This is a genomic window from Burkholderia sp. Ax-1720 (genome assembly GCF_011753035.1).
Taxonomy (GTDB): domain Bacteria; phylum Pseudomonadota; class Gammaproteobacteria; order Burkholderiales; family Burkholderiaceae; genus Burkholderia; species Burkholderia gladioli.
Genome location: NZ_VWWK01000072.1, coordinates 1 through 26344, shown reverse-complemented (window position 1 = coordinate 26344; position 26344 = coordinate 1). Strand labels below are relative to the sequence as shown.

The 26344-nt window shown below is 69.5% G+C and carries 25 protein-coding genes and 1 pseudogene; 15 read left to right on the top strand and 11 right to left on the bottom strand.

What is annotated here, in order from left to right:
* Positions 1–70: 70 nt before the first annotated feature.
* Positions 71–1084 (bottom strand): NAD(P)-dependent alcohol dehydrogenase, encoded by a 1014-nt coding sequence (locus F3J18_RS20550; RefSeq protein WP_166913894.1) that lies wholly within the window; start codon positions 1082–1084, stop codon positions 71–73.
* A 97-nt stretch (positions 1085–1181) separates the two neighbouring features.
* On the opposite strand from F3J18_RS20550, the gene F3J18_RS20545 reads away from it, so the two are divergent.
* From F3J18_RS20545 to F3J18_RS20525, 5 genes are all read left to right on the top strand, one after another.
* Positions 1182–2087, top strand: a complete 906-nt coding sequence (locus F3J18_RS20545) for a LysR family transcriptional regulator (protein WP_025100705.1) — start codon at positions 1182–1184, stop codon at positions 2085–2087.
* Positions 2088–2219: 132 nt separating this feature from the next.
* Positions 2220–2492, top strand: coding sequence for a metal/formaldehyde-sensitive transcriptional repressor (locus F3J18_RS20540; protein WP_025100706.1), 273 nt, complete (start codon positions 2220–2222; stop codon positions 2490–2492).
* A gap of 9 nt (positions 2493–2501) precedes the next feature.
* Positions 2502–3512, top strand: a complete 1011-nt coding sequence (gene dmeF, locus F3J18_RS20535) for a CDF family Co(II)/Ni(II) efflux transporter DmeF (RefSeq protein ID WP_166913892.1) — start codon at positions 2502–2504, stop codon at positions 3510–3512.
* 3 nt (positions 3513–3515) lie between these two features.
* Positions 3516–3719, top strand: coding sequence for a DUF1289 domain-containing protein (locus F3J18_RS20530; protein WP_025100708.1), 204 nt, complete (start codon positions 3516–3518; stop codon positions 3717–3719).
* A 118-nt stretch (positions 3720–3837) separates the two neighbouring features.
* Positions 3838–4530, top strand: a complete 693-nt coding sequence (locus F3J18_RS20525; protein ID WP_166913890.1) for a TetR family transcriptional regulator — start codon at positions 3838–3840, stop codon at positions 4528–4530.
* Positions 4531–4592: 62 nt separating this feature from the next.
* On the opposite strand, the gene F3J18_RS20520 is transcribed toward F3J18_RS20525, so the two are convergent.
* Positions 4593–6392, bottom strand: a complete 1800-nt coding sequence (locus F3J18_RS20520; RefSeq protein WP_166913888.1) for a phospholipase D-like domain-containing protein — start codon at positions 6390–6392, stop codon at positions 4593–4595.
* A gap of 343 nt (positions 6393–6735) precedes the next feature.
* On the bottom strand, positions 6736–7497 hold the full coding sequence (locus tag F3J18_RS20515) for a DeoR/GlpR family DNA-binding transcription regulator (RefSeq protein WP_013689396.1): 762 nt from the start codon (positions 7495–7497) through the stop codon (positions 6736–6738).
* A 198-nt stretch (positions 7498–7695) separates the two neighbouring features.
* Between F3J18_RS20515 and F3J18_RS20510 the strand changes: the two genes are divergently transcribed.
* The 6 genes from F3J18_RS20510 (at position 7696) to F3J18_RS20485 (ending at position 13888) form a co-directional block, all read left to right on the top strand.
* Positions 7696–7875 (top strand): hypothetical protein, encoded by a 180-nt coding sequence (locus F3J18_RS20510; RefSeq protein WP_025100711.1) that lies wholly within the window; start codon positions 7696–7698, stop codon positions 7873–7875.
* A gap of 254 nt (positions 7876–8129) precedes the next feature.
* Positions 8130–9005, top strand: a complete 876-nt coding sequence (locus tag F3J18_RS20505) for a DMT family transporter (protein WP_166913886.1) — start codon at positions 8130–8132, stop codon at positions 9003–9005.
* A 118-nt stretch (positions 9006–9123) separates the two neighbouring features.
* On the top strand, positions 9124–9978 hold the full coding sequence (nadE, locus tag F3J18_RS20500; protein ID WP_025100713.1) for an ammonia-dependent NAD(+) synthetase: 855 nt from the start codon (positions 9124–9126) through the stop codon (positions 9976–9978).
* A 44-nt stretch (positions 9979–10022) separates the two neighbouring features.
* Positions 10023–10652 carry a LysE family translocator gene (locus F3J18_RS20495; RefSeq protein WP_013689392.1) on the top strand — a complete coding sequence of 210 codons (630 nt, stop codon included), beginning with the start codon at positions 10023–10025 and terminating at the stop codon, positions 10650–10652.
* Between the two features lie 320 nt (positions 10653–10972).
* Positions 10973–12145, top strand: a complete 1173-nt coding sequence (locus tag F3J18_RS20490; RefSeq protein WP_166913884.1) for a porin — start codon at positions 10973–10975, stop codon at positions 12143–12145.
* A 171-nt stretch (positions 12146–12316) separates the two neighbouring features.
* Positions 12317–13888, top strand: coding sequence for an amidase (locus tag F3J18_RS20485; protein ID WP_025100716.1), 1572 nt, complete (start codon positions 12317–12319; stop codon positions 13886–13888).
* A 123-nt stretch (positions 13889–14011) separates the two neighbouring features.
* Here F3J18_RS20485 and F3J18_RS20480 read toward each other — a convergent pair whose 3' ends face one another.
* From F3J18_RS20480 to F3J18_RS20470, 3 genes are all read right to left on the bottom strand, one after another.
* The gene (locus tag F3J18_RS20480) at positions 14012–15688 is read right to left on the bottom strand and encodes a peptidase S1 (RefSeq protein ID WP_166913882.1); all 1677 of its coding nucleotides are present in this window, start codon (positions 15686–15688) and stop codon (positions 14012–14014) included.
* 238 nt (positions 15689–15926) lie between these two features.
* Complete coding sequence (locus tag F3J18_RS20475; protein ID WP_166913880.1) at positions 15927–17519, bottom strand: S53 family peptidase; 1593 nt, start codon at positions 17517–17519, stop codon at positions 15927–15929.
* A gap of 228 nt (positions 17520–17747) precedes the next feature.
* Positions 17748–18659, bottom strand: coding sequence for a LysR substrate-binding domain-containing protein (locus F3J18_RS20470; protein ID WP_166913878.1), 912 nt, complete (start codon positions 18657–18659; stop codon positions 17748–17750).
* A gap of 139 nt (positions 18660–18798) precedes the next feature.
* Here F3J18_RS20470 and F3J18_RS20465 point away from each other — a divergent pair, with 139 nt between their 5' ends.
* Positions 18799–19971, top strand: a complete 1173-nt coding sequence (locus F3J18_RS20465; protein WP_166913876.1) for a gamma-butyrobetaine dioxygenase — start codon at positions 18799–18801, stop codon at positions 19969–19971.
* Between the two features lie 104 nt (positions 19972–20075).
* Here the strand turns inward: F3J18_RS20465 and F3J18_RS20460 are convergent, their stop codons facing one another.
* Positions 20076–20708 carry a LysE family translocator gene (locus F3J18_RS20460; RefSeq protein ID WP_025100721.1) on the bottom strand — a complete coding sequence of 211 codons (633 nt, stop codon included), beginning with the start codon at positions 20706–20708 and terminating at the stop codon, positions 20076–20078.
* 183 nt (positions 20709–20891) lie between these two features.
* Here F3J18_RS20460 and F3J18_RS20455 point away from each other — a divergent pair, with 183 nt between their 5' ends.
* A complete protein-coding gene (locus F3J18_RS20455; RefSeq protein WP_025100722.1) occupies positions 20892–21356 on the top strand; it encodes an Lrp/AsnC family transcriptional regulator in 465 nt (154 codons plus the stop codon).
* A 69-nt stretch (positions 21357–21425) separates the two neighbouring features.
* Here F3J18_RS20455 and F3J18_RS20450 read toward each other — a convergent pair whose 3' ends face one another.
* Positions 21426–22340, bottom strand: coding sequence for a LysR family transcriptional regulator (locus F3J18_RS20450; RefSeq protein WP_060000532.1), 915 nt, complete (start codon positions 22338–22340; stop codon positions 21426–21428).
* Between the two features lie 158 nt (positions 22341–22498).
* Here F3J18_RS20450 and speB point away from each other — a divergent pair, with 158 nt between their 5' ends.
* Together speB and F3J18_RS20440 are read left to right on the top strand one after the other, a co-directional pair.
* Entirely contained in the window at positions 22499–23455 is a 957-nt protein-coding gene (gene speB / locus F3J18_RS20445; protein ID WP_036029109.1) for an agmatinase, read from the top strand.
* Positions 23456–23507: 52 nt separating this feature from the next.
* On the top strand, positions 23508–24848 hold the full coding sequence (locus F3J18_RS20440) for an MFS transporter (protein WP_166913874.1): 1341 nt from the start codon (positions 23508–23510) through the stop codon (positions 24846–24848).
* A 69-nt stretch (positions 24849–24917) separates the two neighbouring features.
* Here the strand turns inward: F3J18_RS20440 and F3J18_RS20435 are convergent, their stop codons facing one another.
* From F3J18_RS20435 to F3J18_RS38240, 3 genes and pseudogenes are all read right to left on the bottom strand, one after another.
* Positions 24918–25673: an SDR family oxidoreductase gene (locus F3J18_RS20435; RefSeq protein WP_166913872.1), complete on the bottom strand. Its 756-nt coding sequence runs from the start codon at positions 25671–25673 to the stop codon at positions 24918–24920.
* Positions 25670–26161 carry a hypothetical protein gene (locus F3J18_RS20430; protein ID WP_025100727.1) on the bottom strand — a complete coding sequence of 164 codons (492 nt, stop codon included), beginning with the start codon at positions 26159–26161 and terminating at the stop codon, positions 25670–25672. Before F3J18_RS20430 ends, F3J18_RS20435 begins: the two co-directional genes overlap by 4 nt.
* Positions 26162–26178: 17 nt before the next feature.
* Positions 26179–26344 (bottom strand): annotated as a pseudogene (locus F3J18_RS38240) (xylulokinase); the annotation flags it as partial.

Genomic DNA, 26344 nt, shown 5'->3' with positions numbered 1-26344 from the left:
GCGTCGAGCGGCAGGCGCCGCCGGTGCTGCGCGATCCATCGCGTGCCGCCCCGCCGCGCGCCGACGCGCCTCAGCGCGGATCGATCTCGATCGCGATCTTGCCGAAATGCGTCGCGCCCTGCAGCAGGCGATAGGCCTCGCGCGCTTCCTCGAAAGGAAACACCCGGTCGATCACCGGCTTGATCCCGGCCTGCGCGACGGCACGCGCCGCGTCGGCGAGGTTCGCCGTCGAGCCGGTGTTGTTGCCGATGATGCGCAAGGTCTTCAGGTCGATCGGCAGCACCGGGATCGTCAGCTCCATGCCGCTGACGAAGCCGACCACGAAGATGGTCCCCGCATAGGCCGCCGCGTTGAGCGAGCGCGGGAAGGTCGCCGCGCCCACCGTCTCCACGATCAGGTCCGCGCCCGCGCCGGCCGTCTGCGCCAGCACGACCTCGTCCCATGCCGGCGTCGTCAGGTAGTTGATCGTGACGTCCGCGCCCAGTTGGCGAGCGCGTTCCAGCTTGCGGTCGGACGACGAGGTGATGATCACGCGCGCGCCGGCCGCCTTGGCGAACTGCAGGGCGAACAGGCTGACGCCGCCGGTGCCGAGCAGCACCACGGTCGAGCCGGGCCGGACCCGGGCTTCCAGGATCGCGTTCCACGCGGTGGTGGCGGCGATCGGCAGGCTGGCGGCCTCGAGGAACGACAGCGGCTCGGGAATGCGGACCAGCGCGCTGGCGGGCACCACCGCGTAGTCGGCCAGCGAACCGGGGAGGGTCACGCCTCGCATGCGCTCCGACACGGCACGCGTGAGCGGGCCGGCCACCCAGTCCACGACCAGCCCCGGCACGACCCGCTCGCCCACCGACCAGCCCCGCACGCGGCTGCCGACCTCGACGATCTCGCCCGCCCCGTCCGTGCCGGGAATGAAGGACGGCGCCTCGGCGCTGCCCAGCCGCCCCGACGCCACCAGCAGGTCGAGGTAGTTCAGGCTCGCGGCCCGCTGGCGGATCAGGACTTCGTCGGGGCCGGGTGCCGGCGTGGGGACCTCGATGCAATGGAGAGAATCGAGCGACAGCGATGCCAATTGAAATGCCCGCATGGGGAGCCTCCGAATGAAATGGGAAGGCCAGATGCTAGCGGGACGACGGCCCTATAATTCGCCTCGAAAACACAACATTGCTGCATCGGGTGCACGAATGAACAGTATCGAAGCGGATCAGGCCGAAGCCTTCCTGGCAGTGCTCGAGACAGGTAGTTTTTCGGCGGCCGGGCGTCGCCTGGGGCGAGACGGCTCGGTCGTGTCGAGGCGCGTGGCCGCGCTGGAAACCCGCCTGGGGATTCGCCTGCTCGAACGCTCGACGCGCCGGGTGGCGGCCACGGAAGCCGGCGCGCGCTTCCGGGAGCGGCTGCGCTCGGCGATGGACATGGTGCGCCATGCCGAGGACGAGGCGCGCGCCATGTCCTCGTCGCCCACCGGCCTGCTGCGGCTGAGCCTGCCGGTCGCCTTCGGGCGGCTCTGGATCGCGCCGCGGCTGCCGGAATTCCTCGCCCGGTATCCCGGGATCCGCGTGGAGGTGTGTTACGCGGATCGCTACGTCGATCTGATCGCCGAGGAATTCGACGCGGGCGTGCGCATCGGCGAGATGAAGGACAGCCGGCTCATCGCGCGGCACCTGACGATGACGCGGCGCCTGATCTGCGCGGCGCCCGCCTACCTCGATGCGCGGCCGGCGCTGACGGAAGCCGAGGACCTGGCGCGACACGAATGCATTTCCTTCACGCGGCTCGTCACCCACCCGATCTGGCATCTGCAGCGCGATGGCAGGAGCCGCGCGATCAAGGTCGGCGGGCGCCTGGAGATGGACGACGCGCAGGCGGTGGTGCAGGCCGCGATCGCCGGCCATGGGCTGATCATGGCGGCCGATTGGCTGGTGCAACGCGAGCTCGCCGACGGCCGCCTGGTGCAGGTGCTGCCGGACTGGGAGGTCAAGGGCGAGACCGGCGTGAGCGTGGTGCGTGCCTCGGTCAAGCACGAGGCCGCGAAGACGCGTGCCTTCGTGGAGTGGATCGCCAAGCTGTTCGCCGTGGCGCCGTGGGCTTGAGGGGCAGCGACACGCCTCGCCCCGGATGTCATGCCGGCGGCGGCGCGCCGCTTCGTTTCAGCGCGAGAAAGTATACCCCCCTACCCTATCTGGAGTAAGATGGCGCCCTGGCGTATTCAGGGAGTATCGGCCGTGAGCCACACGATTCGCGAAAAACAGAAGCTGCTGAACCGGATCCGCCGCATCAAGGGGCAGGTCGAGGCGATCGAGCGCGCGCTCGTGGAGGAGCGCGGCTGCATGGACGTGCTGCAGCTCGTCACCAGCACCCGCGGCGCGATGAACGGCCTGCTGGCCGTGGTGCTCGAGGATCACATCCGCACGCACCTGGTCGATGCGGAGCCCGACCACGGGCACGGCAGCGGCACCGAGCAGTTGGTCGAGATCATCCACAGCTATTTCAAGTAAGGGGCGAGCATGAGCAGGACCGATCAGTCCGCCGCCGGCGCGCGGCACGAGCATGTATTCCTCGGCGAGTCTCACCGGGACAACGAACGCAGGACCTGGATGGTGATCGCGCTGTGCGGCGCGATGATGGTGGCGGAGATCGTCGGCGGCAGCCTGTTCGGCTCGTTGGCGCTGGTCGCCGACGGCCTGCACATGTCCACCCATGCCGGCGCCATGCTGATCGCCGCGCTGGCCTACACCTATGCGCGCCGCCACGCCACCGACCGGCGCTTCGTGTTCGGCACCGGCAAGCTGGGCGACCTGGCGGGCTTCACCAGCGCGATCGTGCTCGCCATGATCGCGCTGCTGATCGGCTACGAGGCCGTCGCGCGCTTCTTCGCGCCGGTGCCGATCCACTTCGGCGAGGCGATCCCGATCGCCGTGCTGGGGCTGCTGGTCAACCTCGCCAGCGTCTGGCTGCTGGGCGGCGGGCATCACGGCCACGACCATGGCCACGCTCACGGTCATGCTCACGAACCTCACGACGGACATCACGATCACGACGATCACGACCGGCACGATCACCACCAGGCTCCGGCCGCCACGCATCGCGATCACAACCTGCGCGCCGCCTACTTCCACGTGATCGCCGACGCGGCGGTGTCGGTGCTGGCCATCGCCGGCCTGCTGCTGGCGCGCGCCTTCGGCTGGCTGTGGATGGATCCGCTGGCCGGCGTGATCGGCGCGCTGGTGATCGCCAACTGGTCGTGGGGCCTGATACGCGACACGGGCGGCATCCTGCTCGACATGGATCCCGGCCAGCGCATGGCCGAGAACGTGCGCCACGTGATCGAGGACCAGGGCGATACCGTGCTCGACCTGCATGTCTGGCGCGTCGGCCCCGGGCACATGAGCGCGATCGTCTCGGTGGCCACCCGCGAGGCGCGACGCGACCCGGGCTTCTATCGCTCGGCGCTCGCGCGCTTCCGGGATCTGTCGCACCTGACGATCGAGGTCAACGCGGCACCCGCCGGAGCCTGAGCGATGGCGGTCAAATCGCCTTGCGTCGAGATCTGCAGGTTCGACGGCAAGACCGGGCTCTGCATCGGCTGCCTGCGCACGCGCGAGGAAATCCGGGGCTGGAACAAGATGACGGACCACCGCCGTCATCAGGTCATCAACGAGAAATCGCGGCGGCAAGCGAAGCTCGCACGCGTGGCGCCGCCGCACGATTCGAGCCCGTCCTGAGCGTCGCAAACCGCTCGCGATGCGGGCTGCGACGCACGCGAAACGCCCCCCGGAACCGCCCCGGAGCGCCGGAACCCGCGTGCTAGAATGCGCCGGATCCAGCCGCCGACACAATCACATGAAACAAGGTAGCAACACCGACGCGCCCGACCAGGGCGCGCAGCCGGCCCGCGGTACGCGCCGCGACGAATCCCGTCGCAAGTACGACCCGGAGCAGACCAAGCGCAACATCCTCGAGGTCGCGACCCAGGAGTTCTCGGCGATGGGCCTCACGGGTGCGCGTGTCGACGCGATCGCGGAACGCACCAACACCACCAAGCGGATGCTCTATTACTACTTCGACAGCAAGGAAGGGCTGTACGAGGCGGTGCTGGAGAAGGTCTACGGCGACATCCGCGCGCTCGAACTCGAACTGAACGTCGGCGAACTGTCACCCGACGAAGGCATGCGCCGGCTCGTCGAGTTCACCTTCGACTACCACGACCGGCATCGCGATTTCGTGCGCCTGGTCTCGATCGAGAACATCCACGGCGCGAAGTATCTCGAGCAGCTGAAGTCCTTCAAGAACCGCAATGTCAGCATCATCAAGACCATCGAGGAACTGCTCGCGCGCGGCGTCGAGTCCGGCGATTTCCGCGCCGACATCGACGCCTTCGACCTGCACCTGATGATCAGTTCCTTCTGCTTCCATCGCGTCTCGAACCGCTACACCTTCGGCGCCGCGTTCGGCCGCGATCCGTCGGCGCCGCGCCTGCGCGTGCGGCATCGCACCATGATCGCCGACAGCGTGCTCGGCTACATCAAGCGCTGAACCGCGCCTGGACGGCGCGCGCCTCGCGGCGCCGTCGCCCGTCCTCTCTTCCCCTGCCCGCCTCAGACGTCCTTCACCGGCGTCGCCAGCGCGATCCGCGCCTTCGCCTCCGGGCTGCCCTCGACGAAATACTTCCTCGCCCAGCGTGAATCGGGCTGCAGGCTCAGCCTCGGATGCGCGTCGGCGTGCGTGGCGCCGCCGCTGCGCTTGGCCTCGATCGCCAGCGCCCGTGCCCGGTAGTGCTCGTAGAGCCGCAGGAATTCAGCCAGATAGGTGCCGGCGATGCGGCGATCGCGGATCTCGAGCAGGTTCTCGTCGTTGTAGTGCTCCGAGTTCGAGCTCATGTTGGCCGAGCCCGTGTAGACGATCGGATTCTCTCCCTCGGCATCGATCACGATGAACTTGTGGTGGATCACCACCGGCGGATACGGCGGCGCGGCCTCGCCCGGGAATACGCGCATCTCGGGCTCGAAGCCCTTGGGCACGGTGGCCGGCGAGAAATACTCGGCGTCGATCACGTCGCGCTGCTCGCGGCTGCGATGGTAGAGCGAGAGGTTCGCGAGCTGCGAGCTGTTCAGCGTCTTGCCGTCCTGCTGGTTCGCCTCGGCGGCCTGCGCGCCCTTCACGCTGATGCTGTTGACCAGGCCGAACATCATCCGCCCCGCGTCGCCGGCCGCGAAGCAGGCGTCACGCAGCGGCGCGTCGGTCGGCATGAACAGGCAGAACACCACCGAATGCCGGGCGGCCTGGATCGCCGCCACGATCGTGTCGATCTCGGTGCGCTGCTTGCCGGGCTCGGGCGAGAAGGCCACGCGCACGCTCGCGCTGCCGACCCGGGCCGGCTCGGACCAGCCGTGGCTCAGCTTCGCCGTGTCGGCGATCGAGGGATTGGCGGCCAGCGAGCGCGCGCGATCGTTGTAGAGCCCGGCCAGGATCGCCGAGTCGAAGCTGTGCAGCACGTTGGCCTGCTCGGTGATGCCCTCGGTGGTGAAGTTGGCCGAGCCGGTCAGCAGGCGAGCCGGCTGCGGATCGCCGTTCGCGGCATCGGTCACGATGAACTTGTCGTGCATGATGCGCGTGCGGTCTCTCGGCGCGAGGCTCGCGAGGTCCTTCAGCAGGTCGACCGCCGGCTGGTTCGGCGAGGGCAGCGGCGGCTTGCCGCCCGAGCGCTGGGTGAGGTGCGCGTCGTAGACGATCGCCAGCGCCTGCTTGCCATGCTGCTTGCCGAAGGCCTCGAAGGCCGGGATCGCCCACAGCGTGTCGGTCAGGTGATAGACGGCCGAAGCCGCGCGCGTGGCCGGCTCGAGCATCAGCTCGAACACCTGCTGCAGGTCGTTCGCCAGCCAGGTGCGCAGCGCCAGCGCCTGGGCGTCGCTGGGCTTGTCGTGCTGGCCCAGGCCGAGCGCCGCCACCTGCCGAGAGAAGGCCTGCGAGCTGACCACGGCACGGTTGAACCAGGTGCCGATGCCGTCCACCACGTGCTCGGGCAGCGTGATCGCGCAATGGCCGGCCTCGGCGTCGAGCACCTGCAACTGGTCGGGATGGCCGACCACGGGGTAGACGTCGTAACGGAACGACTGGCCGCGATCGGGCGGATCGATGCGCGCGTCCCACCACATGAATTTCTGGATCGGCGCCTGGTCGGTGGGCGCGTCGCGCTGCGTGTCGGCCACCGGTCCGTCGAAGGTCAGCCGGTTGGGCAGCCAGCTGCTGGCCGCGCGCGTCTGGCCGTCGGTGCTGCGAAAGCCCGGCGTGCGACGGATCGCGAAACCCAGGAAATCGTCGCGGCTCGCGGCTTGCGGCCAGTCGAAGGCCAGCAGGACCAGGGTCGGGGACAGGTAACTGCGCACGGTGACGGACATCGGCTCGCTCCTCGGCTCGGTGGAGAGGCCAGTGTCACGGGGCAGCTTGCCAGCGCAATGACGATGCGATGACGTTTTCGTGTCGATCGCGTGAAGACGGGGTCGCGGGAGGAAGCGCTCGATTGGGCGGTGGGTGGTGGGTAATCGCGTTGGGCCTGCGGCTATATTGCATCGATACTCGGGCGCGCAGCCTTTATCATTTCAGGCCAATGACGTCCTGTAAGCCGATGCAAGGGGCATCCCGCCCGCAAGGGTCAAGCCAAGTCTGGTAAGCGGATTCGGACCGCATGACCAAAAGCCCCGCTCAAAGCGGGGCTTTTGCTTTCCAGACGAGGCCCTTTACTCACGCATCACACACGATCAACTCGATACCGCGCGCGGCGAAGGCGCGGCGCAGCGTCTTCTCGGGCGCGCGATCGGTGACGAGGTAGCGCGTGTTCTCGATGCCGTTGATGCGCACCGGCGTGACGCGGCCGAACTTCGAATGGTCGGCCACCACCACCGCCGTGGCGGCCGAGGCGAGCATCCGGCTGCGCACCTCGGCGGCGATCCGCGAATAGTCGGTCAGGTCGCCGTCGGGCGTCACGCCGCCGGCGCCGACGAAGGCGAAATCGACGTGGTACTGGGCCAGTTGCTGGATCGTGTCGAGGCCGAAGGTGGCGTCCTCGTCGTCGGACAGCTCGCCGCCCAGCAGGGTCACGCGGTTCTCGTTGCGGCGCGCCAGCGCGAAGGCGATGCGCCAGTCGTTGGTATAGACCGTCAGGCGATGCCGGTCGGTCAGCGCCAGCGCCACCGCGTGCGTGGTGCTGCCCGAGTCGAGCAGCAGCGAGGCGCCGTCGGGCACGAAGTCGGCGGCGCGGCGGCCGATCGCCTGCTTGGCGTTGGCATTGGCGGCCTCGCGCTCCGACAGGCTGGGCTCGCGGCGGTCCGCCGCCAGCGCGCCGCCGTGCGTGGTGACCACCAGGCCGCGCGTGGCGAGCGCGTTCAGGTCGCGACGGATGGTCTCGCGCGAGACGCCGAGCGTGCGCACCAGTTCGGCGACCGACAGGGCGCCCGAACGGGAAAGTTCCGACAGGATGTATTGATGACGTTGTTCTGCAAGCATGAAGCGGTCCGGGAACGCACCGAAAACCAGGGGCGGCCTATTGTAGTACGTGAACTTGACAGGACTGTGAGCATTCCGCAAGCCGTCCCCCGGCCCCTGCGCCATCTGAAACGGTGTATTGCCGACGCCGCGTGAATCGGGCGCGATGGCGTTGCTACACTCCGGGCTTGTTGATCAGGCTTGTCCATGGGGTTCCCGATGTCCGAATCGCCCGCCGCCCTCGAAATCCGCTTCCCCGTAGAACGCCTCAACGACGGCGCCGGCGATCCCTACTGGATCGACCTGACGCTGGAGGAAGCGCGACGCCTGCACGCGCAACTGGCCGGCCGCCTGGGCCTGGCGCCGGCCGAGGGCGACCAGGTCTTCGCGCTCGGCTGAGCGAGCCGGGGGGCGAACCGCGCCGCCATGGCGCGGGTAAGGCGCAAACCACCGCCGCGCCCGCGAGCGCTTCGCGTTCGCCGCGGCGCCGCCTCGATCCCTCCCTGGTTTGGCCCCGCTTTATTCCTGCTTCATTCCTGCTTCATTCCCGCCTCGCATCCCTCTGCCTCGCTGCAGTTTTTGACAAGACGCCCGGCGCCATCGCGCCGATACTGCGCGCTTTCCTCCGCTGCGCCCCACCCGGCCTTCCCCGCATGTCCGCCTTGCTCGCCGCCGCCGCGTTCGTCGCGCTCTGGTCCACCGGTTTCATCGTCGCCCGCGCAATCCCCCCTTACGCCGACCCGAATCTCTACCTGCTGGCCCGCTTCGGCGGCACCGCGCTGCTGTTCGCCTTGATCGCGCTGGCCAGCCGGGCGCGCTGGCCGGCGCGGCGCGAATGGGGCCGCCAGTTGCTGGCCGGCGCGCTGCTGCAGGGTGTCTACCTCGGCGCCAGCTACTGGGCCGTGGCGCAAGGGCTGCCGGCCGGCGTGATGGCCCTGCTGGGCGCGCTGCAGCCGCTCGCCACCGCGGTGCTGGCCGTGCCGCTGTTCGGCGAGCGCCTGCCCGCGCGCGGCTGGGCCGGGATGGCGCTCGGCGTGGCGGGCGTCGCGCTGGTGCTGGCGCCGAAGCTGGCCGCGCCGGCCACCGCACATGGCGCCGCCGGCGCCTCGGCCTTCACGGTGCTGGTGGCCGTGCTGTCGATCGCCTCGATCACCGCTGGCTCGCTGTACCAGAAGAGCGCCGTGGCGCAGACCGACCTGCGCACCGCGGTGGCGATCCAGAACGCCGGCGCGGCGCTGGTGGCGGCCGCCTTCGCGCTGACGCTCGGCGAAACGCACTGGCAGCCCGCGCCGACGCTCTGGCTCGGCCTGGCCTGGGGCATCGCGATGCTCTCGGGCGGCGCGATCGTGCTGTTCGTCTGGCTGCTGCGCCACGGCGGCGCCGCGCGCGCCACCTCGCTGATGTTCCTGGCGCCGCCGCTGGCCGCCCTGCAGGGCTACTGGCTGTTCGGCGAGACGCTCGGCGCGCTGCAACTGGCCGGCTTCGCGGTGGCGCTGGCGGGCGTGGCGCTGGCGCGCTGGTCGCGCTGAACGGGGCCTCGCCGGGGCCCGCTTGCCCCCGACGCCAGCCCCGGGATCGCGCCGACCTCGCGCAATTGCGCTTATGATGCGCGTCTGACCGATCCCCGTTCCGGAGAGCTACACCGTGATGACCCGTCCCGATTACGCCGCGCGGCAGCGCGCGATTGCCGCCGAACTGCTGGTGGCGCCGAGCTTCGACGCCGCCGAGGAGGCCGAGCGCCGCATCGGCTTCCTGGCCGACTACCTGCGCTCGACCGGCCTGTCCACCTACGTGCTCGGGATCAGCGGCGGCGTCGATTCGTCGACGGCCGGCCGTCTCGCCCAACTGGCCGTCGAGCGCCTGCGCGCGAGCGGCTACGACGCGCGCTTCATCGCGATGCGCCTGCCCTACGGCGTGCAGCGCGACGAGGAAGACGCGCAGCGCGCGCTGGCCTTCGTGGCCGCCGACGAGAACCTGACGGTCGACGTCCGGCCGGCCGCCGACGGCATGCTGGCCGCCACCGCCGCCAGCGGCCTGGTGTTCCGCGACGAGGCGCAACAGGACTTCGTGCACGGCAACATCAAGGCGCGCGAGCGCATGATCGCGCAGTACGCGGTGGCCGGCGCGCGGCGCGGCATCGTGATCGGCACCGATCACGCGGCCGAATCGGTGATGGGCTTCTTCACCAAGTTCGGCGACGGCGGCGCGGACATCCTGCCGCTGGCCGGCCTGACCAAGCGCCGCGTGCGCGCAGTGGCCCGCCACCTGGGCGGCGCCGACGCGCTGGTGATGAAGGTGCCGACCGCCGACCTCGAGGCGCTGCGCCCGCTGCTGCCGGACGAGACCGCCTACGGCGTGACCTACGACCAGATCGACGATTTCCTGGAAGGCAAGCCGGTGGACGACCACGTCTACGAGACCGTGCTGCGCTTCTACGATGCGACGCGCCACAAGCGCGCGCTGCCGTACACGCTGCACGACTGGCCCGGCGCCGCCGCCTGAGCGCCGCGCCGTTCCTTCGACTCGATGGCTGGGAGCCTGGAAAGATGCTGATCGACTGGCATGCGGTGCTGACGGTGCTGTCCGTCTACGTGGTCGGGGTGGTGATCCCCGGCCCGAACTTCGTCGCGGTCGCCCACAAGGCGGCCTCCTCGACGCGCGCGGCCGCGCTCGCGATGGTGGGCGGCATCGTCTCGGTCAACCTGTTCTGGGCGAGCTGCGCGATCCTCGGCGTCGGCATCGTGTTCACCGCCTTCCCCTGGATCGCGATCGCCGTCAAGCTGCTCGGCGCCGGCTACCTGATCTGGTTCGGCTCGCGGCTGGTGCTGAACGCGAAGGCAGCGCCCTCGCCGGCCCCCGCCGCCGCCGAGGCGGCCGGCCCGGTCGATCATCGCCGCGCCTTCGTGCAGGGCGTCGCCACCAATATCGCGAATCCCAAGTCGATCGCCTTCTTCGCCGCCGTGTTCGCCTCGGCCACGCCCGCCCACGTCACCTGGCCGACCTTCGGCGCGATGCTGTCGATGGTGCTGGTGGTCGCCTCCTCGTGGTACGGCTTCGTCGCCGTGGTGCTCTCGCACCCGGAAGTGGCCAGCGCCTACCGGCGCGGCAAGGCCTGGGCCGATCGCATCTGCGGCGGCGTGATCGTCGCGCTCGGCCTGCGCCAGTTGATCCGCTGATCCGCCGGGCCCGCCCGGCCGGTGCCCGTCGCAGCGCCGGCGCGCGGCATCATTTGCGCATCACATCGCATCGCCAGGCGTCAACGAACAGGAAACAATTGGCCGTCAAGGGTTCGAAAACGTAAATACAACGAAACATCCCGGCCGCGCTCGCATCGATTTCATGAAATCCCTTCACCGTCAGGCCTCCGGCGCGCTCTTGCGGGCAACGCAAGTCTGAGTTTCAGGGTTCCCGCCCGACCCGTTTTTCCCTCTACCTACACTCCGTCATCCGTCGCAAGACAGCCCGGATACGACCACCAATCAGGAAGGGGAAGCTCATGACAACCACTACGCTCCGGCACACCGCCCTCGGCATCGCGGCCGCCGTCACCACGCTGTTCGCCGTGACGGCCCACGCCCAATCGAGCGTGACGCTGTATGGCCTGATCGACGAAGGCCTCAACTTCACCAGCAACGCCGGCGGCCACTCGGCCTACCAGCTCGCCAGCGGCGACACCGGTGGCAGCCGCTGGGGCCTGAAGGGCAACGAGGACCTGGGCGGCGGCAACCACGCGGTGTTCCTGCTCGAGAACGGCTTCAACGTGAACACCGGCAAGCTCGGCCAGGACAGCAGCGAATTCGGTCGCCAGGCTTACGTGGGGCTGGCCTCGGACCACTACGGCACGGTCACGCTGGGCCGCCAGTACGACATCACCATCGACCCGCTCGGCTATACCTCGCTGACGGCCGCCGGCAACTGGGCCGGCGACGTGGCCACGGTACCCTTCGACAACAACAACGAAGACTGGGATTTCCGCGTCAACAACTCGGTCAAGTACGTGAGCCCGACCTGGAACGGGCTGACCTTCGAGGCCATGTACGGCTTCAGCAACACCACCGGCTTCTCGAACAACCGGCTGTGGGGCGCGACGCTCAACTACCAGAACGGCGGCCTGACGGCGGCGGCCTCCTACCTGCGCATGAACAACCAGGGCTCGACGAGCACCGGCGCGGTCAGCTCGGGCGACCTGTTCAACGGCTCCTCGGAGCAGAACATCGGCGCGGCCGTGTCCTATCGCTTCACCAAGGTGCTGGTGGCGGCCTCGTATTCGCACGTCGACGTCTACAACCCGACCAGCAACGTCTGGCTCAGCAACAGCGCGCTGCCGAACGGCGCGGCCTGGAACGCCTGGAAGTTCGACAACATCGAAGTCAATTCGCAGTACTACTTCAATTCGGCGTTCTGGCTCGGCGCGTCGTACACCTTCACGATCGCCCACCTGCACGCGCAGGACGGCGACTTCACGCCGAAGTACCACCAGCTCGCGCTGATGCTCGACTACGACCTCAGCAAGCGCACCTCGCTCTACGTGCAGGGCGCCTACCAGCACGCGGTGAGCGCGCATACCGGCACCAGCTTCGACGATGCGCAGATCATCGACGCCTCGGCCGGCGCCTCCTCGGGCGTGAACCAGACGGTGGTGCGCGTCGGCATGCTGCATCGCTTCTAAGCCGGCGGCGCGGCACTCCCCGCCTCGCGTGCGCGGCCCGGTCATCCGCCGGGCCCGCGCCTTCCAGCCGCCCGGCCGATCGGCCGGGCGTTCCTGTTCATGAAGCGAGGATTTTTGATCGTCGCCGCGCTTCGGGTAGGCTTGCGCTTTCCGCGTTGACCGATCCCCATCATGCAACGACGCCGCTTCCTCGCTTCCCTGGCTTCCCTCGGCGCCGGCCTCGCCGCGAAACCGGGCGCGGCCGCCGCGGCCCTGCCCGTCGGCGCCAACGCCGATGCGCCGGCACGGCTCGACGCGAGCGCGGCGCTGGCGCACTACCTGCACCGGATCGACGCGATCGACCGGCGCGGCCCACGGCTCAACAGCCTGATCGAACTGAACCCGGACGCGCGAGCGATCGCGGCCGCGCTCGACGCCGAGCGCCGCGCCGGCCGCTTGCGCGGCCCGCTGCACGGCACGGCGCTGGTCATCAAGGACAACCTCGCGACCGGCGACCGGATGAGCACCACGGCGGGCTCGCTCGCGCTCGACGGCGTGCACGCCACGCGCGACGCCTTCCTGGTCGCGCGCCTGCGCGAGGCCGGCGCCGTGATCCTCGGCAAGACCAATCTCAGCGAATGGGCCAACATCCGCTCGACACGCTCGACCAGCGGCTGGAGCGGACGCGGCGGCCTCACGCGCAACCCGCACGCGCTGGACCGCAATACCAGCGGCTCGAGCTCCGGCTCGGCCGCGGCGGTGGCGGCCGGCCTCGCCGCGATGGCGATCGGCACCGAGACCGACGGTTCGATCACCTCGCCGGCCTCGATCAACGGCATCGTCGGCCTGAAGCCGACGGTCGGCCGCGTGAGCCGCGACGGCATCGTGCCGATCTCCTTCACGCAGGACACGCCCGGCCCGATGACGCGCACGGTGGCCGACGCGGCCCGGCTGCTGGCGGCGATCGCCGGCACCGACCCGCGCGATGCGGCCACCCACGACGCGCCGCCGCCCGACGACTACCTCGCCGCGCTCGATAGCCGGGCGCTGCGCGGCGCGCGGATCGGCGTGGCGCGCGAGTACTTCACCTCGCACGACGAGATCGACGGCGAGATCGAACGCGCGATCGCGCAACTGATCGAGCTGGGCGCCACCCTCGTCGATCCGATCGAGCTGCCCAAGCTGCATGTCGGCGACGAGGAAATGAGCGTGCTGCTGCACGAGTTCAAGCACGCGCTGCCGCTGTGGCTGGCGCAGTTCGCGCCGGCGGCGCCGATCAAGGACCTCGCCGGGCTGATCGCCTGGAACGAGGCAAATCGCGCGCGAGAGATGCCCTGGTTCGGCCAGGAGCTGTTCGTCCAGGCGCAGGCGCTGGGCGGGCTCGACAGCGAGGTCTATCGCAAGGCGTTGGCGAGCTGCGCGAAACAGGCGCGCGAGGATGGCCTCGACCACGCGTTCCGCCAGCACCGCCTCGACGCGATCATCGCGCCCACCGGCGGCACCGCCTGGCTGACCGACTTCGTCAACGGCGACAGCGCCGGCGACGGCTTCTCGCAGCCCGCCGCGGTAGCCGGTTATCCGCACCTGACGGTGCCGGCCGGCTTCGTGCGCGGCCTGCCGGTGGGGCTGTCCTTCGTCGGGCCGGCCTGGAGCGAGGCAAGGCTGCTCGCCTACGGCTACGCCTTCGAGCAGGCCACGCAATGGCGCCGCGATCCTTCATTCCGCGCGCATTCGAGCGAGCCGCCGCTCGGCGAATCGATCTGAGCGCGGCCGGCGGCGCGAGCCTCGCGCGCGCCATCGGCCGCGATCGCCAACAAAAAAACCGGGCCTCGCGCGATGCGAGGCCCGGCCTTCATCCACTTCCCGTCATTCACGCGGACGCGATGCTCAGCCGCCGCGTTTCTTCGCCTGCAGCGCGCGAATCCGCATCACCGCGCCGATATCCGCCACGGTGTGCTCGTACATCGCCGCGACGTCGCGCTTGAGCGCGGTGCGCGAGCCGCCGTCCAGGTAGACCATGTGCCCGGAAGGATAAAAACGCGCCGACAGGTTCTTGCGCACGCCGGCATCCTCGAGCGGCATCTGCTGCAGGTCGAGCACGGTCTGGTAGAAGGGCGTGACGAAGTCGTAGAGCCCGTTCGCCGACAGCACCTTCAGATCGACGTTGAGCGCCATCACCGCGGCCAGGTCGCCGGCCGTGTAGAGCACCACGTTGCCCTTGTCGTCCAGGCCCACCTGCGCGCCGGTCGGATCGGTGTGCTTGAAGTCCCAGTTCGCGAAGGCCTGGTCGTTGAGGTCGGTGAACGCGGAGTTCGAGGTGTACTTCAACTGCTCGTTCAGATACGAATTCCACATCGCCGTGTAGACGCCGGTCACAGCCGTCATGGTCGGGTCGTTGCCGCCGGAGTTCGGATCGATATTGCCGGCGATGCCCGAGGAGATCGCCGTCACGCGCCCGTCGTAGGAACCCAGCGAAAGCCCTTGCGCGCGCAACAGCGTGGTCAGGAACACCGAGTTGCCGCGCGCGTCGTAGCCGGCCACGTCGAGGCTCCAGGACAGCAGCGTGGCGGTGTCGATGCCGGTGTATTCGGACAGCTTCTGCACCACCGCCGCCTCGGTCTGCGGGAACTTGCGCAGCGCCTCCAGGTAGTCGGTGCGCGCGAACTGCGCGACCTCCTCGACGAAGGCGCCGAGATCGGTGGGCGTGGGCGTCACGCCGAGCCGCTTGTGGTACCAGGCATCGGCGGCGGCGGTCGGCAGCGCGCCCACCGGGTTGCCGGCCTGGCGATAGTCGAGGATCGAGGATTGCAGCGTGATGCCGTTCAGGTCGACGCCGTCCTCGTGCAGCTTGTAGGCCAGCACGCAGCTGCGCGCGGTGCCGTAGGACTCGCCGTACAGGTACTTCGGCGAATTCCAGCGATTGTTCTTCGTCAGGTAGCGCTTGATGAACTGCTTGAGCGAATCGGCATCCTCGTCGACGCCCCAGAAGTTGCGATTCTTGAACGGCGCCACGGCCGCCGAATAGCCGGTGCCGACCGGGTTCACGAACACCAGGTCGCTCTTGTCGAGCAGGCTGTCCGGGTTGTCCTCCATCTGGTACGGCGCCGGCGGCGTGAAGCTCGGCATCGAGGTGCGGATGCGGCGCGGCGCGAACGAGCCGAGCAGCACGAACACCGACGACGAACCCGGTCCGCCGTTGTAGAAGAAGGTGACGGGGCGCGCCTCCTCCTTCTGCCCGTCCTGCGTGAAGGCCACGTAGAACAGCTTCGCGTTGGGCTGCGAGCTGCTCGGGTCGACCGTCACCAGATGCCCGGCGCTGGCCGTGTAGGCGATCCGCTTGCCGTCGAGCGTCATGGTGTGATGCGTGACGGCCTCGCCCTCGGTGGTGTCGGTGACCGAATCGTCGGGACCGTTGCCGTAGGCGACCGGATCGAAGAAGGGTTGGTCGCGGCCGTGCGCGAGCGCGACCGGATTGACGGTCGGCGGCACGCCGTGCGAATTGTGCGCGCCATGATGCAGCGGGTAGGTGCCGCCGCTTGACGAAGATCCCGATTGGTTGCTCATCGTGCCGCTCCTTCTGGTTTTATCGAACGTGCTTGAATGAACCGCGCTTGATCTTGTGGTGCTGGTCCTGTGCTGGTGATCCTTGCCATGCCGCCGATCTCGACGGTCCTGCCCTCGTGTTGCCCTCTTCCTGCCGCCTGCGCAGCGACGCCACTCGCCGCGAGCAGGCCGGCACCCATGCGCCGGCTCGCCCGCGGCTCGCTCCTGCCTATCTGCCCTATCTGCCTGTTGCGCGGCCCTACCGCGAGCCGCCCGAGCCGCCTTGCAGCGCGGCCGCCACCTTCGCGCCGTCGGGGCTGCCGAGCCCCGTGCAGGCGTCCCAGCCCTCGGACGCCGCGAACGCGCCGTTGTTGCCCTGCGTGATGTCGTGGAACGCGCCCGGCTGCGCGTAGAGCTTGGGATTGGCCCAGCCCACCGGGCTCTTGCCGTTCGCGTTGATGCGCGCGATCAGCGCCGCCCACAGCGGCGCCACCGCGCTGGTGCCGCCCAGCACGGCGGAGGTGCCCGCGATCGAGATGATGTAGCCGGTGGTCGGCGAGGCATCGCCCGCCACATCGGGCACGCCGCGCTGGCTCAGCGGCGTGCTGCCGCCGCCGGTCGCCTTGGCCGACAGCCCCTTCTGGTACGAGGGCGCCGGGAACACCGCGCTGACGCCGCCGCCGCCCGCGCCGCCGCTGGCCGCCTCGTCGTTCCATACCACCTCGCGACGGATCCCCTGCCCGGCCTGCGCGTCCAGCGTGGTGCCGCCGCAGGCCAGCACGTAGGGGCTCGAGGCCGGGAAGTCGACATGGTTCGAACCGTCCTGCAGCCCGTCGCTCGAGCCGCTGTCGCCCGAGGCCGCGCAGACCGTCACGCCGAGCGAGGCGGCCGTCTTCAGCACGTTGTTGAACGCGGTGATCGATTGTTGCGTCCACGAGGCTTCCGGGCCGCCCCAGCTGATCGACACCACCGAGGGGCGGTTGGTGCTGTCGTGGATCGCCTGGTTGACCGACTGGATGAAGCCCGCGTCGCTGTTGCCCGCGAAATAGACCGCGATGGTCGCGCCCGGCGCAATCGCGCCGGCCACCTCGATGTCGAGCGCGACTTCGCCGTCGGGGCCGTTCGGATCGTCGGTCGGCGCGTTGCGCCCGCCGTTGACGCTGACGTCGACCAGCTTCGGCGCCTTGACGCCGAGCTGCTCGAAATATTGCCGGATGTCGGCCGCGCGATAACCGCCGCCGAGCTCGACCAGCGCAATGCACTGGCCCGCGCCGTCGCCTTCCGGGAAGTTGTAGATCGAGGCCAGTTGCAGCGGCGTATACGAGGTGCCGGCGCCGCTGCGCGCGGGCTGGAACGGGGGACGGAAGCGGAAGTGGGGATGCGCCTGCGGGCGCGTGTCGAGGCCGAGCACGGCGGTGACCGCGTCGTGCAACTCGTCGGGCAGCGCGATCGCGCCGGTACGCGCGCGGAACGGGCCGATCGCATGATGTTCGTACTTCTCGAGCTTGACGCTGAACGCATTCTCGAACTGGGCGATGGTGCCGGCCAGCTCCACCACGCTCTGCACCGGATCGACGCGCTCCACCGTCAGCTGGTGGCGCTTGGCGAACGCCTCGGTGTGCTGGATGTCGTCCGCCCTGGCGCCGAAACGCTTGGCGAAATCCTCGCGCGATACCGGCTTGGCGGCCGGGTCGCCGCTGGCGAGCTTGTCGACCAGCGCGTCGAGCGCCTGTTCTCCCTCGCGTCGCAGCATCACCGTCACGTGGATCCGCTCGGCGGGATCGCATGCGCCGATGCACTTCGATTCCGTGATGACCTTAGGTTCGCTGCCGGCGTGAAGATGCCTTGCCATGTTGTGACCCTCCTAGATACCGTGTTGCACGGACTACGGAAAATCCGACCTGCCCTGCCCGACTCGGTTCCGGCAGGTTGACGGCGTCCTCTCAGCGACGCCGCAATCGATCGATCTGGATATGAACGGCCAGACGAGTGTAAAGCAGTGGCGGCAAACTCGCGCGCGCGTTTCCGGGCGCCGGAGCCTTGTGGAAAGCAACAAATGCAACAAACCGTTGCCGCCCGATCAATCGGGTCCGGCCAGTTCCTCGCGCAGCCATTCGACGAAGCGCGCGAGCTCGGGGCGCTCGATCAGGCCGTGGCGCCGATGCACCGCGATGGCGTCGGGCAGCCGGATCGATTCGTTGCACGGCGCGACCAGCGTGCCGTTTTCGATCATGCGTCCCGAGGTGCGCCGCCAGCCGATGGCCAGGCCATGTCCCTCGACGGCGGCCTGCAGCATCAGCGCGTAACTGTCGAACACCAGGCCGCGCGCGTCGGCCGGCAGCGCATGGCCGGCGGCGGCCAGCCAGGTATCCCATTCGAGCTGGTAAGGCGGCCTCGCGTGATGGTGCAGCAGCACGTGGCCGCCGAGCCGGCCCGGCTCGACACGGCCGCCGTGACGTTTCAGGTAGGCGGGGCTGCAGACCGGGAACACCTCGTCCGAGGCGGTGAACAGCAGCGGATGCAGGCCGCTGTCGCGATTGCTGCTCTGCAGGGCGAGATCGAAATGGCCTTCGAATTCGACCAGCGGGCGGGTGGTGGTGGCCAGCTTCAGGGCGACCTCGGGGCAGCGCTGGTGAAAACTCGACAGACGCGGCATCAGCCAGTGGAACGCCTCGCTGAGCTGGCAGAGCAGCACCACCTCGTTGTCGGCGGCCACCCCGCGCAGGCGGTCGGCATCGGCCGCGATGCTGCGCAATGCATTACCCAGGGTCATATGAAATTCCTGCCCGGCGGCGCTCAGGAAGACCCCGCGGTTGCGGCGCTCGAACAGCCGCACGCCGAGGTCCTGCTCGAGCGCGAGGATCTGCCGGCTGACCGCGGCCTGGGTCAAATGCAGCTCGGCGGCCGCGCGCGAGAAACTGCCCAGGCGGGCGGCCGCCTCGAAGGGCAGCAGGCTGGCCAGCGGGGGCAGCGACTTGCCGAGCTTATTCATGATTGCAGGTAATACCTGGCGACGAAAACATCGTTTGTAGCACAGCCGGCGGCGGCCTGAAGATCGGCAACGCGTGAGCTCGCGTTCGCCGCGCCTCACGGCTCTGCCGATCCCCGCCCGCTTCCGGAAGCCTTTCACCATGAACACGATCGCCGATTACCGCATCTATCCCCTGGTCAGCCCGCTGCAAGCCGTTCGAATGGAAGCCGGCCACCTGGCCGTGACCTGGGGCGACGGGCGCCTCAGCCCGTTCCACCATCCCTGGCTGCGCGACAACTGCCCCTGCCCCGACTGCGTGTATGCCGTGACGCGCGAGCAGGTATTCGAGATCGTCGACGCGCCCGAGGACCTGCGCCCAACGCAAGCCTGGGTGGACGAAGGCGGTGCGCTCGCGGTGCGCTGGGCCGATGGCCACGCGAGCCGCTTCGATCCGGGCTGGCTGCGCGCGCATGCCTACGACGCCGCCTCGCGCGCCGAGCGCCGCCGGGCGCGCGCCCGGCCGCAACGCTGGCGCGCCGGGCTGGCGCTGCCGGTGTTCGAGCACGACGCGGTGATGGAGGACGACGCGACGCTGCTGGCCTGGCTGGGCGCGGCGCGCGATGTCGGGCTCACGCAGTTGCGCGGCATGCCAACCGAGCCGGGCACGCTGGCGCGCCTGGTCGCGCGCTTCGCCTTCGTGCGCGAAACCAACTTCGGCACGCTGTTCGACGTGCGCTCCAAGCTCGATGCCGATAGCAATGCCTATACCGCGTTCAACCTGCCGCTGCACACCGATTTGCCGACGCGCGAGTTGCAGCCGGGGCTGCAGTTCCTGCATGCGCTGGTCAACGACGCGCGCGGCGGCGACAGCAGCTTCGTCGACGGCTTCGCGATCGCCGAGGCGATGCGCGAGGAAGCGCCGGATCTATACCGGCTGCTCTGCGAGGTGCCGGTCGAGTTTCGCAACAAGGATCGGCGCAGCGACTATCGATGCATCGCGCCGGTGATCGCGCTCGATGCGCTCGGCGAGATCGCCGAGGTCCGCTGCGCGAACTTCCTGCGCGGCGCCTTCGATGTCGAGGCCGAGCGGATGGAGGATTATTACCGCGCCTATCGGCGCTTCCTGGCGATGACGCGCGAGCCGCGCTTCCGCTTCCGGATGCGCCTGGAGGCCGGCCGCGCCTGGTGCTTCGACAACCGGCGCGTGCTGCACGCGCGCGATGCCTTCGATCCGGCCAGCGGCGCGCGGCATTTCCAGGGCTGCTACGTGGATCGGGACGAGTTGCTGTCGCGGATCCGGGTGCTGGAGCGACAGGCGGGAGAGCGCGCATAGCCGGGGCGGCTGGCGGGGCGGCAAGCCGCTGGTCGACCCGGGCAATCAGAACGCGAGTTCGAGGCGGCGAGCCTGGCGCAGCACAAGCCGGCGCCCGGCCGTCCTCAATCCATCGACAGCCGCGCCGCGAACGCGAACAGCGCGAGCGCGAAGGTATAGCGCTGCACCGTCTGCGCCAGCGGATGCGCGCGCATCCAGGCCGCGATCCGCGAGGCGCCGCTCACATAGGCCGAATCGAAGACGATGCCGGTAGCCACCAGCAGCGCGCCGAGCAGGCTGACCTGCAAGCCGACCGAACCCGCCTCGGGCCGCACGAACTGCGGCAGCAGCACCGAGCAGAACAGCAGCGCCTTGGGGTTCAGCAGGTTGGTCAGCAAGCCTTTCACGAAAGCCTGCCGCAACGCGCCGCTGCGCGCCGTGCCGGCTGCCGCCGCCGCGCTCATGGCGAACGGCGGCGAGCGGAAGATCTGCCAGGCCACATAGGCCAGGTAGGCCGCGCCGCCGTAACGCACCAGGTCGTAGAGCCAGGGCGCGGTGCGCAGCAGGGCCGCCACCCCGCAGGCCGACAGCGTCACATGCACGGCGCGCGCGATGCCGAGCCCGGCGGCCGCCGCGAAACCGGGGCGCATCCCGCGGTTGATGCCGGTCTGCAGCAGCAGCGCCATGTCGGGGCCGGGCAAGGCATAGATGGCGGCCAGCGCCGCAACGTAGAGGGCAAGCAGGTGGAGCGAAATCATGGTGCGGGAAGACGGCCAGGAAACGGTTGGACAGGTCTCGCGCGGCGCCGGGCCACGCTGGAAACGGCTTCCATCTTGCCCGTGTCGCCGGAGTGTTTTTGAGCCATTTACGGACGGCTCCACCCACATCCGAGCGTGATTCCTCTATATTCCCGAGATCTAACGAAGGAATCCCCTCCCACCATGAACGAGCTCGACAAAACCGATCGCGCCATCCTCGCCGCGGTGCAGCGCGACGGCCGCATCCCGATCGCCCGCCTCGCCGATTCGGTCGGCCTCAGCGAGACGCCCTGCGCGCGCCGCCTGAAGCGGCTCGAAACCGAAGGCTACGTGGAGCGCTATCGCGGCCAGCTATCGCGCAAGCGGCTCGGCTACGGCGTGGTGGCCTTCGTGCTGCTGCGCATCGCCGTGCACGACCGCAGCCTCGCCGACCGCTTCGAGCGCGAGGTGATGGCGATGCCGCGCATCCTCTCCTGCCACAACGTGTCGGGCTCGGCCGACTACCTGCTGCAGGTGATCGGGCGCGACCTCGACGACTACGGCAGCTTCGTGCGCGACGCGCTGCGTGTGCTGCCGGGCGTCACTTCGGTGGAATCGGTGCTGTCGCTGCGCGAGGTCAAGGCCGACGAGGGCCTGCCGATCGGCTGAGCGGGCCGAGCGGGACGCGGCGGCGGCGAAAGGAGACGAGCCGCCCTTGGGAGCGCGGCCCGCGAAGATTCAGCGCGCAACCGGCACGCGCAGGTGGGCGCTGGCCAGGTCCTCGAGGAAGGCGGCCACGATCGGGTCCTTTTTCGCCCGGCGCGCCACCACCATGTGGAAGGTCACGTCGTAGTTGAGCAACTCGGGATTGAGCGGCGCCAGCAGCCCCTGGGCGACATAGGGCGCCGCGAAATGCTCGGGCAGGTAGCCGAGGTGGTGCCCCGAGAGGATCAGCAGCGCCACCGCCTCCATGTTGTCGGCGGTGCCGGTCACGCGGTCGGGCGAGGTCGAGAGCTGCGCCTCGGGCAGCGGGTAGGTCCGCCAGGCCCATTCGTGGCCGGCCACGTCGGCGGCGGCCAGGGCGCCGGCCTGCGCGAACAGCGCGTGTCCGCGCCCGCAATAGGCCACCTGCCGCTCGACGAACAGCGGCGTGTAGTCGAGCACCGGCACGCGATGCCAGAAATAGCCGACCGCGATCTGGATCTCGTCGCCGAGCAGCTTTTCCTCCAGGTCGCCCGGCGGGCGCACCGAGATCGAGAACTTCACGGCCTCGTCGCGGGTGCGGAACGCGGCGATCGCCTCGGCGATCCGCGCGTTCTGGCTGATCGGCGTGTGGCCGATCAGGCCGATGTTGAGCGTGCCCACCAGTTGCTTGTCCATGTGGCGCGCGGCGCCGCCGAACTCGTCGAGCGCCACCAGCAGCTTGCGGCTCATGGCCTGGAAGCGCTCGCCCTTGGGCGTGAGCCGGAAGCCGCTGCGGCCGCGCTCGCAGAGCCGGTAGCCCAGGCGCGTCTCGAGCGACGACAACTGGGCGCTGATGGTCGACTGGCCGACGTTGAGCACCGCCTGCGCGGCGGTCACGCCGCCCGCGTCGGCCACCGCGAGAAACACCCGGATCAGGCGCAGATCCAGCGTCGACAGATTCCCCAGCACGAATGACTCCCTTGTTTACATCGATTCCGATCGATGTTGACGTCGAAACCTTGGCATTTTTCCAGCCCGGCAAAGCGCGTACAACTGTGCGTCGCGCCGCGTCGAATGATACGGCGGCTATCGATCCACACGAAACAGAATCAACGAGACAGCTCCCCATGAACGATTCCCGCTACTTCCAGCCGCTCGGCGGCAACGAAATGCCGCGCAGCGGCGGCATCGCCACCATGATGCGCCTGCCGCACGTGCAGGACGCGGCCGGCCTCGACGTCTGCTTCGTCGGCGTGCCCTTCGACCTGGGCACGTCGAACCGCACCGGCGCGCGCTTCGGCCCGCGCCAGATCCGCTCGGAATCGGTGCTGCTGCGCCCCTACAACATGGCCACGCGCGCGGCGCCCTTCGATTCGCTGCGCATCGCCGACGTCGGCGACGTGGCGATCAACCCCTACAACCTGCACGACTCGATCGCCCGCATCGAGGCGGCCTACGACGCGATCCTCGCGCACGACTGCAAGCCGATCACGCTCGGCGGCGACCACACCATCGCGCTGCCGATCCTGCGCGCGATCCACCGCAAGCACGGCAAGGTCGCATTGATCCACGTCGATGCGCACGCCGACGTCAACGACACCATGATGGGCGAGAAGATCGCGCACGGCACGCCGTTCCGCCGCGCCGTCGAGGAAGGCCTGCTGGCCACCGACCGGGTGGTGCAGATCGGCCTGCGCGGCACCGGCTACGCCGCCGAGGATTTCGACTGGTGCCGCCAGCAGGGCTTTCGCGTGGTGCAGGCCGAGGCCTGCTGGAACCAGTCGCTGGCACCGCTGATGCGCGAGGTGCGCGAGCAGATCGGCGACACGCCGGTCTACATCAGCTTCGACATCGACGGCATCGACCCGGCCTACGCGCCCGGCACCGGCACGCCCGAGATCGCCGGCCTGACCGTGCCGCAGGCGCTCGAGATCGTTCGGGGTACCTACGGCCTGAACATCGTCGGCGCCGACCTGGTGGAAGTGGCCCCGCCCTACGATCCGTTCGGCACCACCGCGCTGCTCGGCGCGAACATCGCCTACGAACTGCTCTGCGCGTTCCCGGGCGTCAAGTATCGCGACTAACCGGCCAGCGCCGCACCAGCCAGCACCAGAAGAACCAGGAGGAGATGTCAAGATGCACACGCAAACGCCGGTCAGGCAACCTCGGCGGGCGGCACTCGCGTCGTTCGTCGGCACCACCATCGAGTGGTACGACTTCTACAGCTACGCCACGGCGGCCGCCATCGTGTTCGGCCCGCTGTTCTTCCCCGGCGAAAGCCGTCTCGTCAGCCTGCTCGCCTCGTTCGGCTCGTTCGCGGTGGGCTTCTTCGCGCGCCCGCTCGGTGGCCTGCTGTTCGGCTATCTCGGCGATCGCTACGGCCGCAAGCGCTCGCTGCTGGCCACCCTGCTGCTGATGGCCATCGCCACGGTGGCGATCGGCCTGCTGCCGACCTACGCGCAGGCCGGCGCGCTGGCGCCGGTGCTGCTGGTGCTGATGCGCGTGCTGCAGGGCATCGCGGTGGGCGGCGAATGGGGCGGCGCGGTGCTGCTGGCCGGCGAGCACGCGCCGGAAGGCAAGCGCACCTTCTTCGCCTCGTTCGCGCAACTGGGCAGCGCCAGCGGCCTGATCCTGTCGATGGTGGCCTTCGGCGCGATCAGCACCTTGCCGAAGGAAGACCTGATGAGCTGGGGCTGGCGCCTGCCCTTCCTGGCCAGCGCGGTGCTGCTGGTGGTGGGCTTCGCGATTCGCGCGAGCGTGTCGGAGTCGCCCGAGTTCATCGAGGTCAAGGCGAGCGGCGAGATGGCGGCCAACCCGGTGCGCGAGGCGCTGCGCCAGTGGCCGCTGCTGTTGCTCGCGATCGGCGCGAACGTCTACGGCATCGCCGGCGTCTATTTCAGCAACATCTTCATGATCAGCTACGCGACCCAGTTCCTGTCGCTGGATCGCTCGATGGTGCTGCATTGCATGACCATCGTGGCGGGCCTGCAGTTCGTGGTGCAGCTCGGCGCGGCCTGGGTGGCGCAGCGCTTCGGCACCAATCGCGTGCTGCTGGCCACGGCCGCCTGGGCCGCCGTGGTGCCCTTCGTCATGCTGCCGCTGGTGCATGCCGGCACGCCGCTGAGCATCACGCTCGGCATCGGCCTCGCGACGCTGGCCGAATCGGGTTACTACGCGGTGGTGGCGGGCTTCGTCAGCGGCATGTTCGCGGCGCGGATCCGCTACACGGCGATCTCGATCTCGTACCAGGTCTGCGGCGCGCTGGCCGGCGGCCTGACGCCGCTGGTCGCCACCGTGATCGCGCAGAACAGCGCCCCGCAATGGTGGCCGCTCGCGCTGCAGTACACGGCGGCGGCGCTGTTGTCGGGCTTCTGCGTGCTGAAGATCGTGCGGCGCGGCGATGCCGGGCGGCTCGATCGTGGCCTGCACGAGCACGTCGGCAAGGGCGAGCTGCGCGCGGCGACCGCGGCGCGATAGCCCCATCACGCACGGCGCGCGCGGGCCGGCTCAGGCGGAATCGGGCCGGCGGCGCGCGCCGCTCGTATCTCAGCAAGCGGTATAACCGCCGTCCACCGGCAGCGAGACGCCGCTGATCATCGCGGCCGCATCGCTGAGCAGGAACAGGATCGGCGCCACCACCTCGGCCGGTTCGGCGAAACGCCCCAGCGGGATCGCCGCCAGCATCGGCGCGCGCCTGGCCGGATCGCTCCAGGCGAACTGCGCCATCGGCGTGAGCGTCACGGTCGGATTGACGCTGTTGACGCGAATCCCTTGCGGGCCCAGTTCCAGGCACAGCACGCGCGTGATCGCGTCGAGCGCGGCCTTCGAGGCGCAGTAGCTCAAATGTGCCGGCAGCCCGACCAGCGCGGCCTGGCTCGAGACATTGACGATGCTGCCGCGCCCGCGATCGGGCAGGCGTTCCCGCTCCAGCATCCCGCGTGCCACGGCACGCGCCACCAGCGCCGCCCCGCGCGCATTCACCGCCATCACCGTATCGAAGCTGGCGGCGCTCACCTCGAGCGCCGTCTCGAGCGAGGCGATCCCCGCGCAATTGACCAGGCCGTCGAAGCCGGCCAGCGGCGCGAGCGCCGCGTCGATGGCGCGTTCGTCGGCACCGACATCGAGCCGCAGCATGTCGCAACCGGTGCGCGCCGCCAGGGCGTCCAGCGCCTGGCCATTGCGGGCTGCCGCCACCACCTGCGCGCCCGCCTGCGCCAGCGCCTCGACGCAGGCCTGGCCGATCCCGCTCGATGCGCCCGTCACGAGCACGCGCCGGTTATGAAAATCGAATGCCGTCTTCATGATTGCCTCCTGCCTGGATCGCCGGAAAGGCCGTTTGCCTGCCCTCGCTCCGGCAGCGGGGACATCGGCTCGCCATCGTGCAGCAGGCGTTCGAGCCGGCTCATCGCGCCCAGGTAGACGCGGGTCGGGATCGTGGCGAGCTGCGCGTCGTGCAGGCACAGCAGGCCGGTCAGCGCGGCGCGATCCGGCGGTTCGAGCCGCCAGATGCCGGAGCCCTCGGCGCGCTGCACGGCCGCGTCGAGCACCGCCTCGGCGGCATGGAAGCAATCGGCCGGCCCGGGCTCGCCCTCGGCTTCCCAGATCAGGTAACCGAGATAGAGCATGCCGCTCATCCGGTTCAGCGCGTGCCGATTGCCGGCTGCCGCGCAGCAGGCCTCGAAGGCCAGGTGATTGGCCAGCGAGGCCTGCCTGACATAGGGCGCCGGCAGCGGCAGATGATTCAGCCGCGCCAGCGCGGGGTTCGCCGCCCGGCGAGGTTTCCGCTTCATGACGCTTCGCCGCTTGATCAGTCGCCGCGCGCGAATTCCTCGCGCAGCAGCCGGTACAGGCGCCGGTAGCGCGCGAGCCGCGGCGCCAGCAGCTCGGCGCCGCGGTCGGGCCGGATCGTCTGGGCGATCGGCGGCGCCACGCAGACCGCCGACAAGGCGTCGTCGGTGGCGGCCAGCCGCGCG

Coding starts and splice junctions, on each gene's coding strand:
- F3J18_RS20480 (WP_166913882.1), bottom strand. CDS start 15,688: ATGAGCAACCAATCGGGATCTTCGTCAAGCGGCGGCACCTACCCGCTG.
- F3J18_RS20430 (WP_025100727.1), bottom strand. CDS start 26,161: ATGAAGCGGAAACCTCGCCGGGCGGCGAACCCCGCGCTGGCGCGGCTG.
- F3J18_RS20470 (WP_166913878.1), bottom strand. CDS start 18,659: ATGAATAAGCTCGGCAAGTCGCTGCCCCCGCTGGCCAGCCTGCTGCCC.
- F3J18_RS20465 (WP_166913876.1), top strand. CDS start 18,799: ATGAACACGATCGCCGATTACCGCATCTATCCCCTGGTCAGCCCGCTG.
- nadE (WP_025100713.1), top strand. CDS start 9,124: ATGACCCGTCCCGATTACGCCGCGCGGCAGCGCGCGATTGCCGCCGAA.
- F3J18_RS20525 (WP_166913890.1), top strand. CDS start 3,838: ATGAAACAAGGTAGCAACACCGACGCGCCCGACCAGGGCGCGCAGCCG.
- F3J18_RS20475 (WP_166913880.1), bottom strand. CDS start 17,519: ATGGCAAGGCATCTTCACGCCGGCAGCGAACCTAAGGTCATCACGGAA.
- F3J18_RS20485 (WP_025100716.1), top strand. CDS start 12,317: ATGCAACGACGCCGCTTCCTCGCTTCCCTGGCTTCCCTCGGCGCCGGC.
- F3J18_RS20435 (WP_166913872.1), bottom strand. CDS start 25,673: ATGAAGACGGCATTCGATTTTCATAACCGGCGCGTGCTCGTGACGGGC.
- F3J18_RS20495 (WP_013689392.1), top strand. CDS start 10,023: ATGCTGATCGACTGGCATGCGGTGCTGACGGTGCTGTCCGTCTACGTG.
- F3J18_RS20440 (WP_166913874.1), top strand. CDS start 23,508: ATGCACACGCAAACGCCGGTCAGGCAACCTCGGCGGGCGGCACTCGCG.
- speB (WP_036029109.1), top strand. CDS start 22,499: ATGAACGATTCCCGCTACTTCCAGCCGCTCGGCGGCAACGAAATGCCG.
- F3J18_RS20550 (WP_166913894.1), bottom strand. CDS start 1,084: ATGCGGGCATTTCAATTGGCATCGCTGTCGCTCGATTCTCTCCATTGC.
- F3J18_RS20515 (WP_013689396.1), bottom strand. CDS start 7,497: ATGCTTGCAGAACAACGTCATCAATACATCCTGTCGGAACTTTCCCGT.
- dmeF (WP_166913892.1), top strand. CDS start 2,502: ATGAGCAGGACCGATCAGTCCGCCGCCGGCGCGCGGCACGAGCATGTA.
- F3J18_RS20490 (WP_166913884.1), top strand. CDS start 10,973: ATGACAACCACTACGCTCCGGCACACCGCCCTCGGCATCGCGGCCGCC.
- F3J18_RS20530 (WP_025100708.1), top strand. CDS start 3,516: ATGGCGGTCAAATCGCCTTGCGTCGAGATCTGCAGGTTCGACGGCAAG.
- F3J18_RS20510 (WP_025100711.1), top strand. CDS start 7,696: ATGTCCGAATCGCCCGCCGCCCTCGAAATCCGCTTCCCCGTAGAACGC.
- F3J18_RS20460 (WP_025100721.1), bottom strand. CDS start 20,708: ATGATTTCGCTCCACCTGCTTGCCCTCTACGTTGCGGCGCTGGCCGCC.
- F3J18_RS20505 (WP_166913886.1), top strand. CDS start 8,130: ATGTCCGCCTTGCTCGCCGCCGCCGCGTTCGTCGCGCTCTGGTCCACC.
- F3J18_RS20545 (WP_025100705.1), top strand. CDS start 1,182: ATGAACAGTATCGAAGCGGATCAGGCCGAAGCCTTCCTGGCAGTGCTC.
- F3J18_RS20520 (WP_166913888.1), bottom strand. CDS start 6,392: ATGTCCGTCACCGTGCGCAGTTACCTGTCCCCGACCCTGGTCCTGCTG.
- F3J18_RS20455 (WP_025100722.1), top strand. CDS start 20,892: ATGAACGAGCTCGACAAAACCGATCGCGCCATCCTCGCCGCGGTGCAG.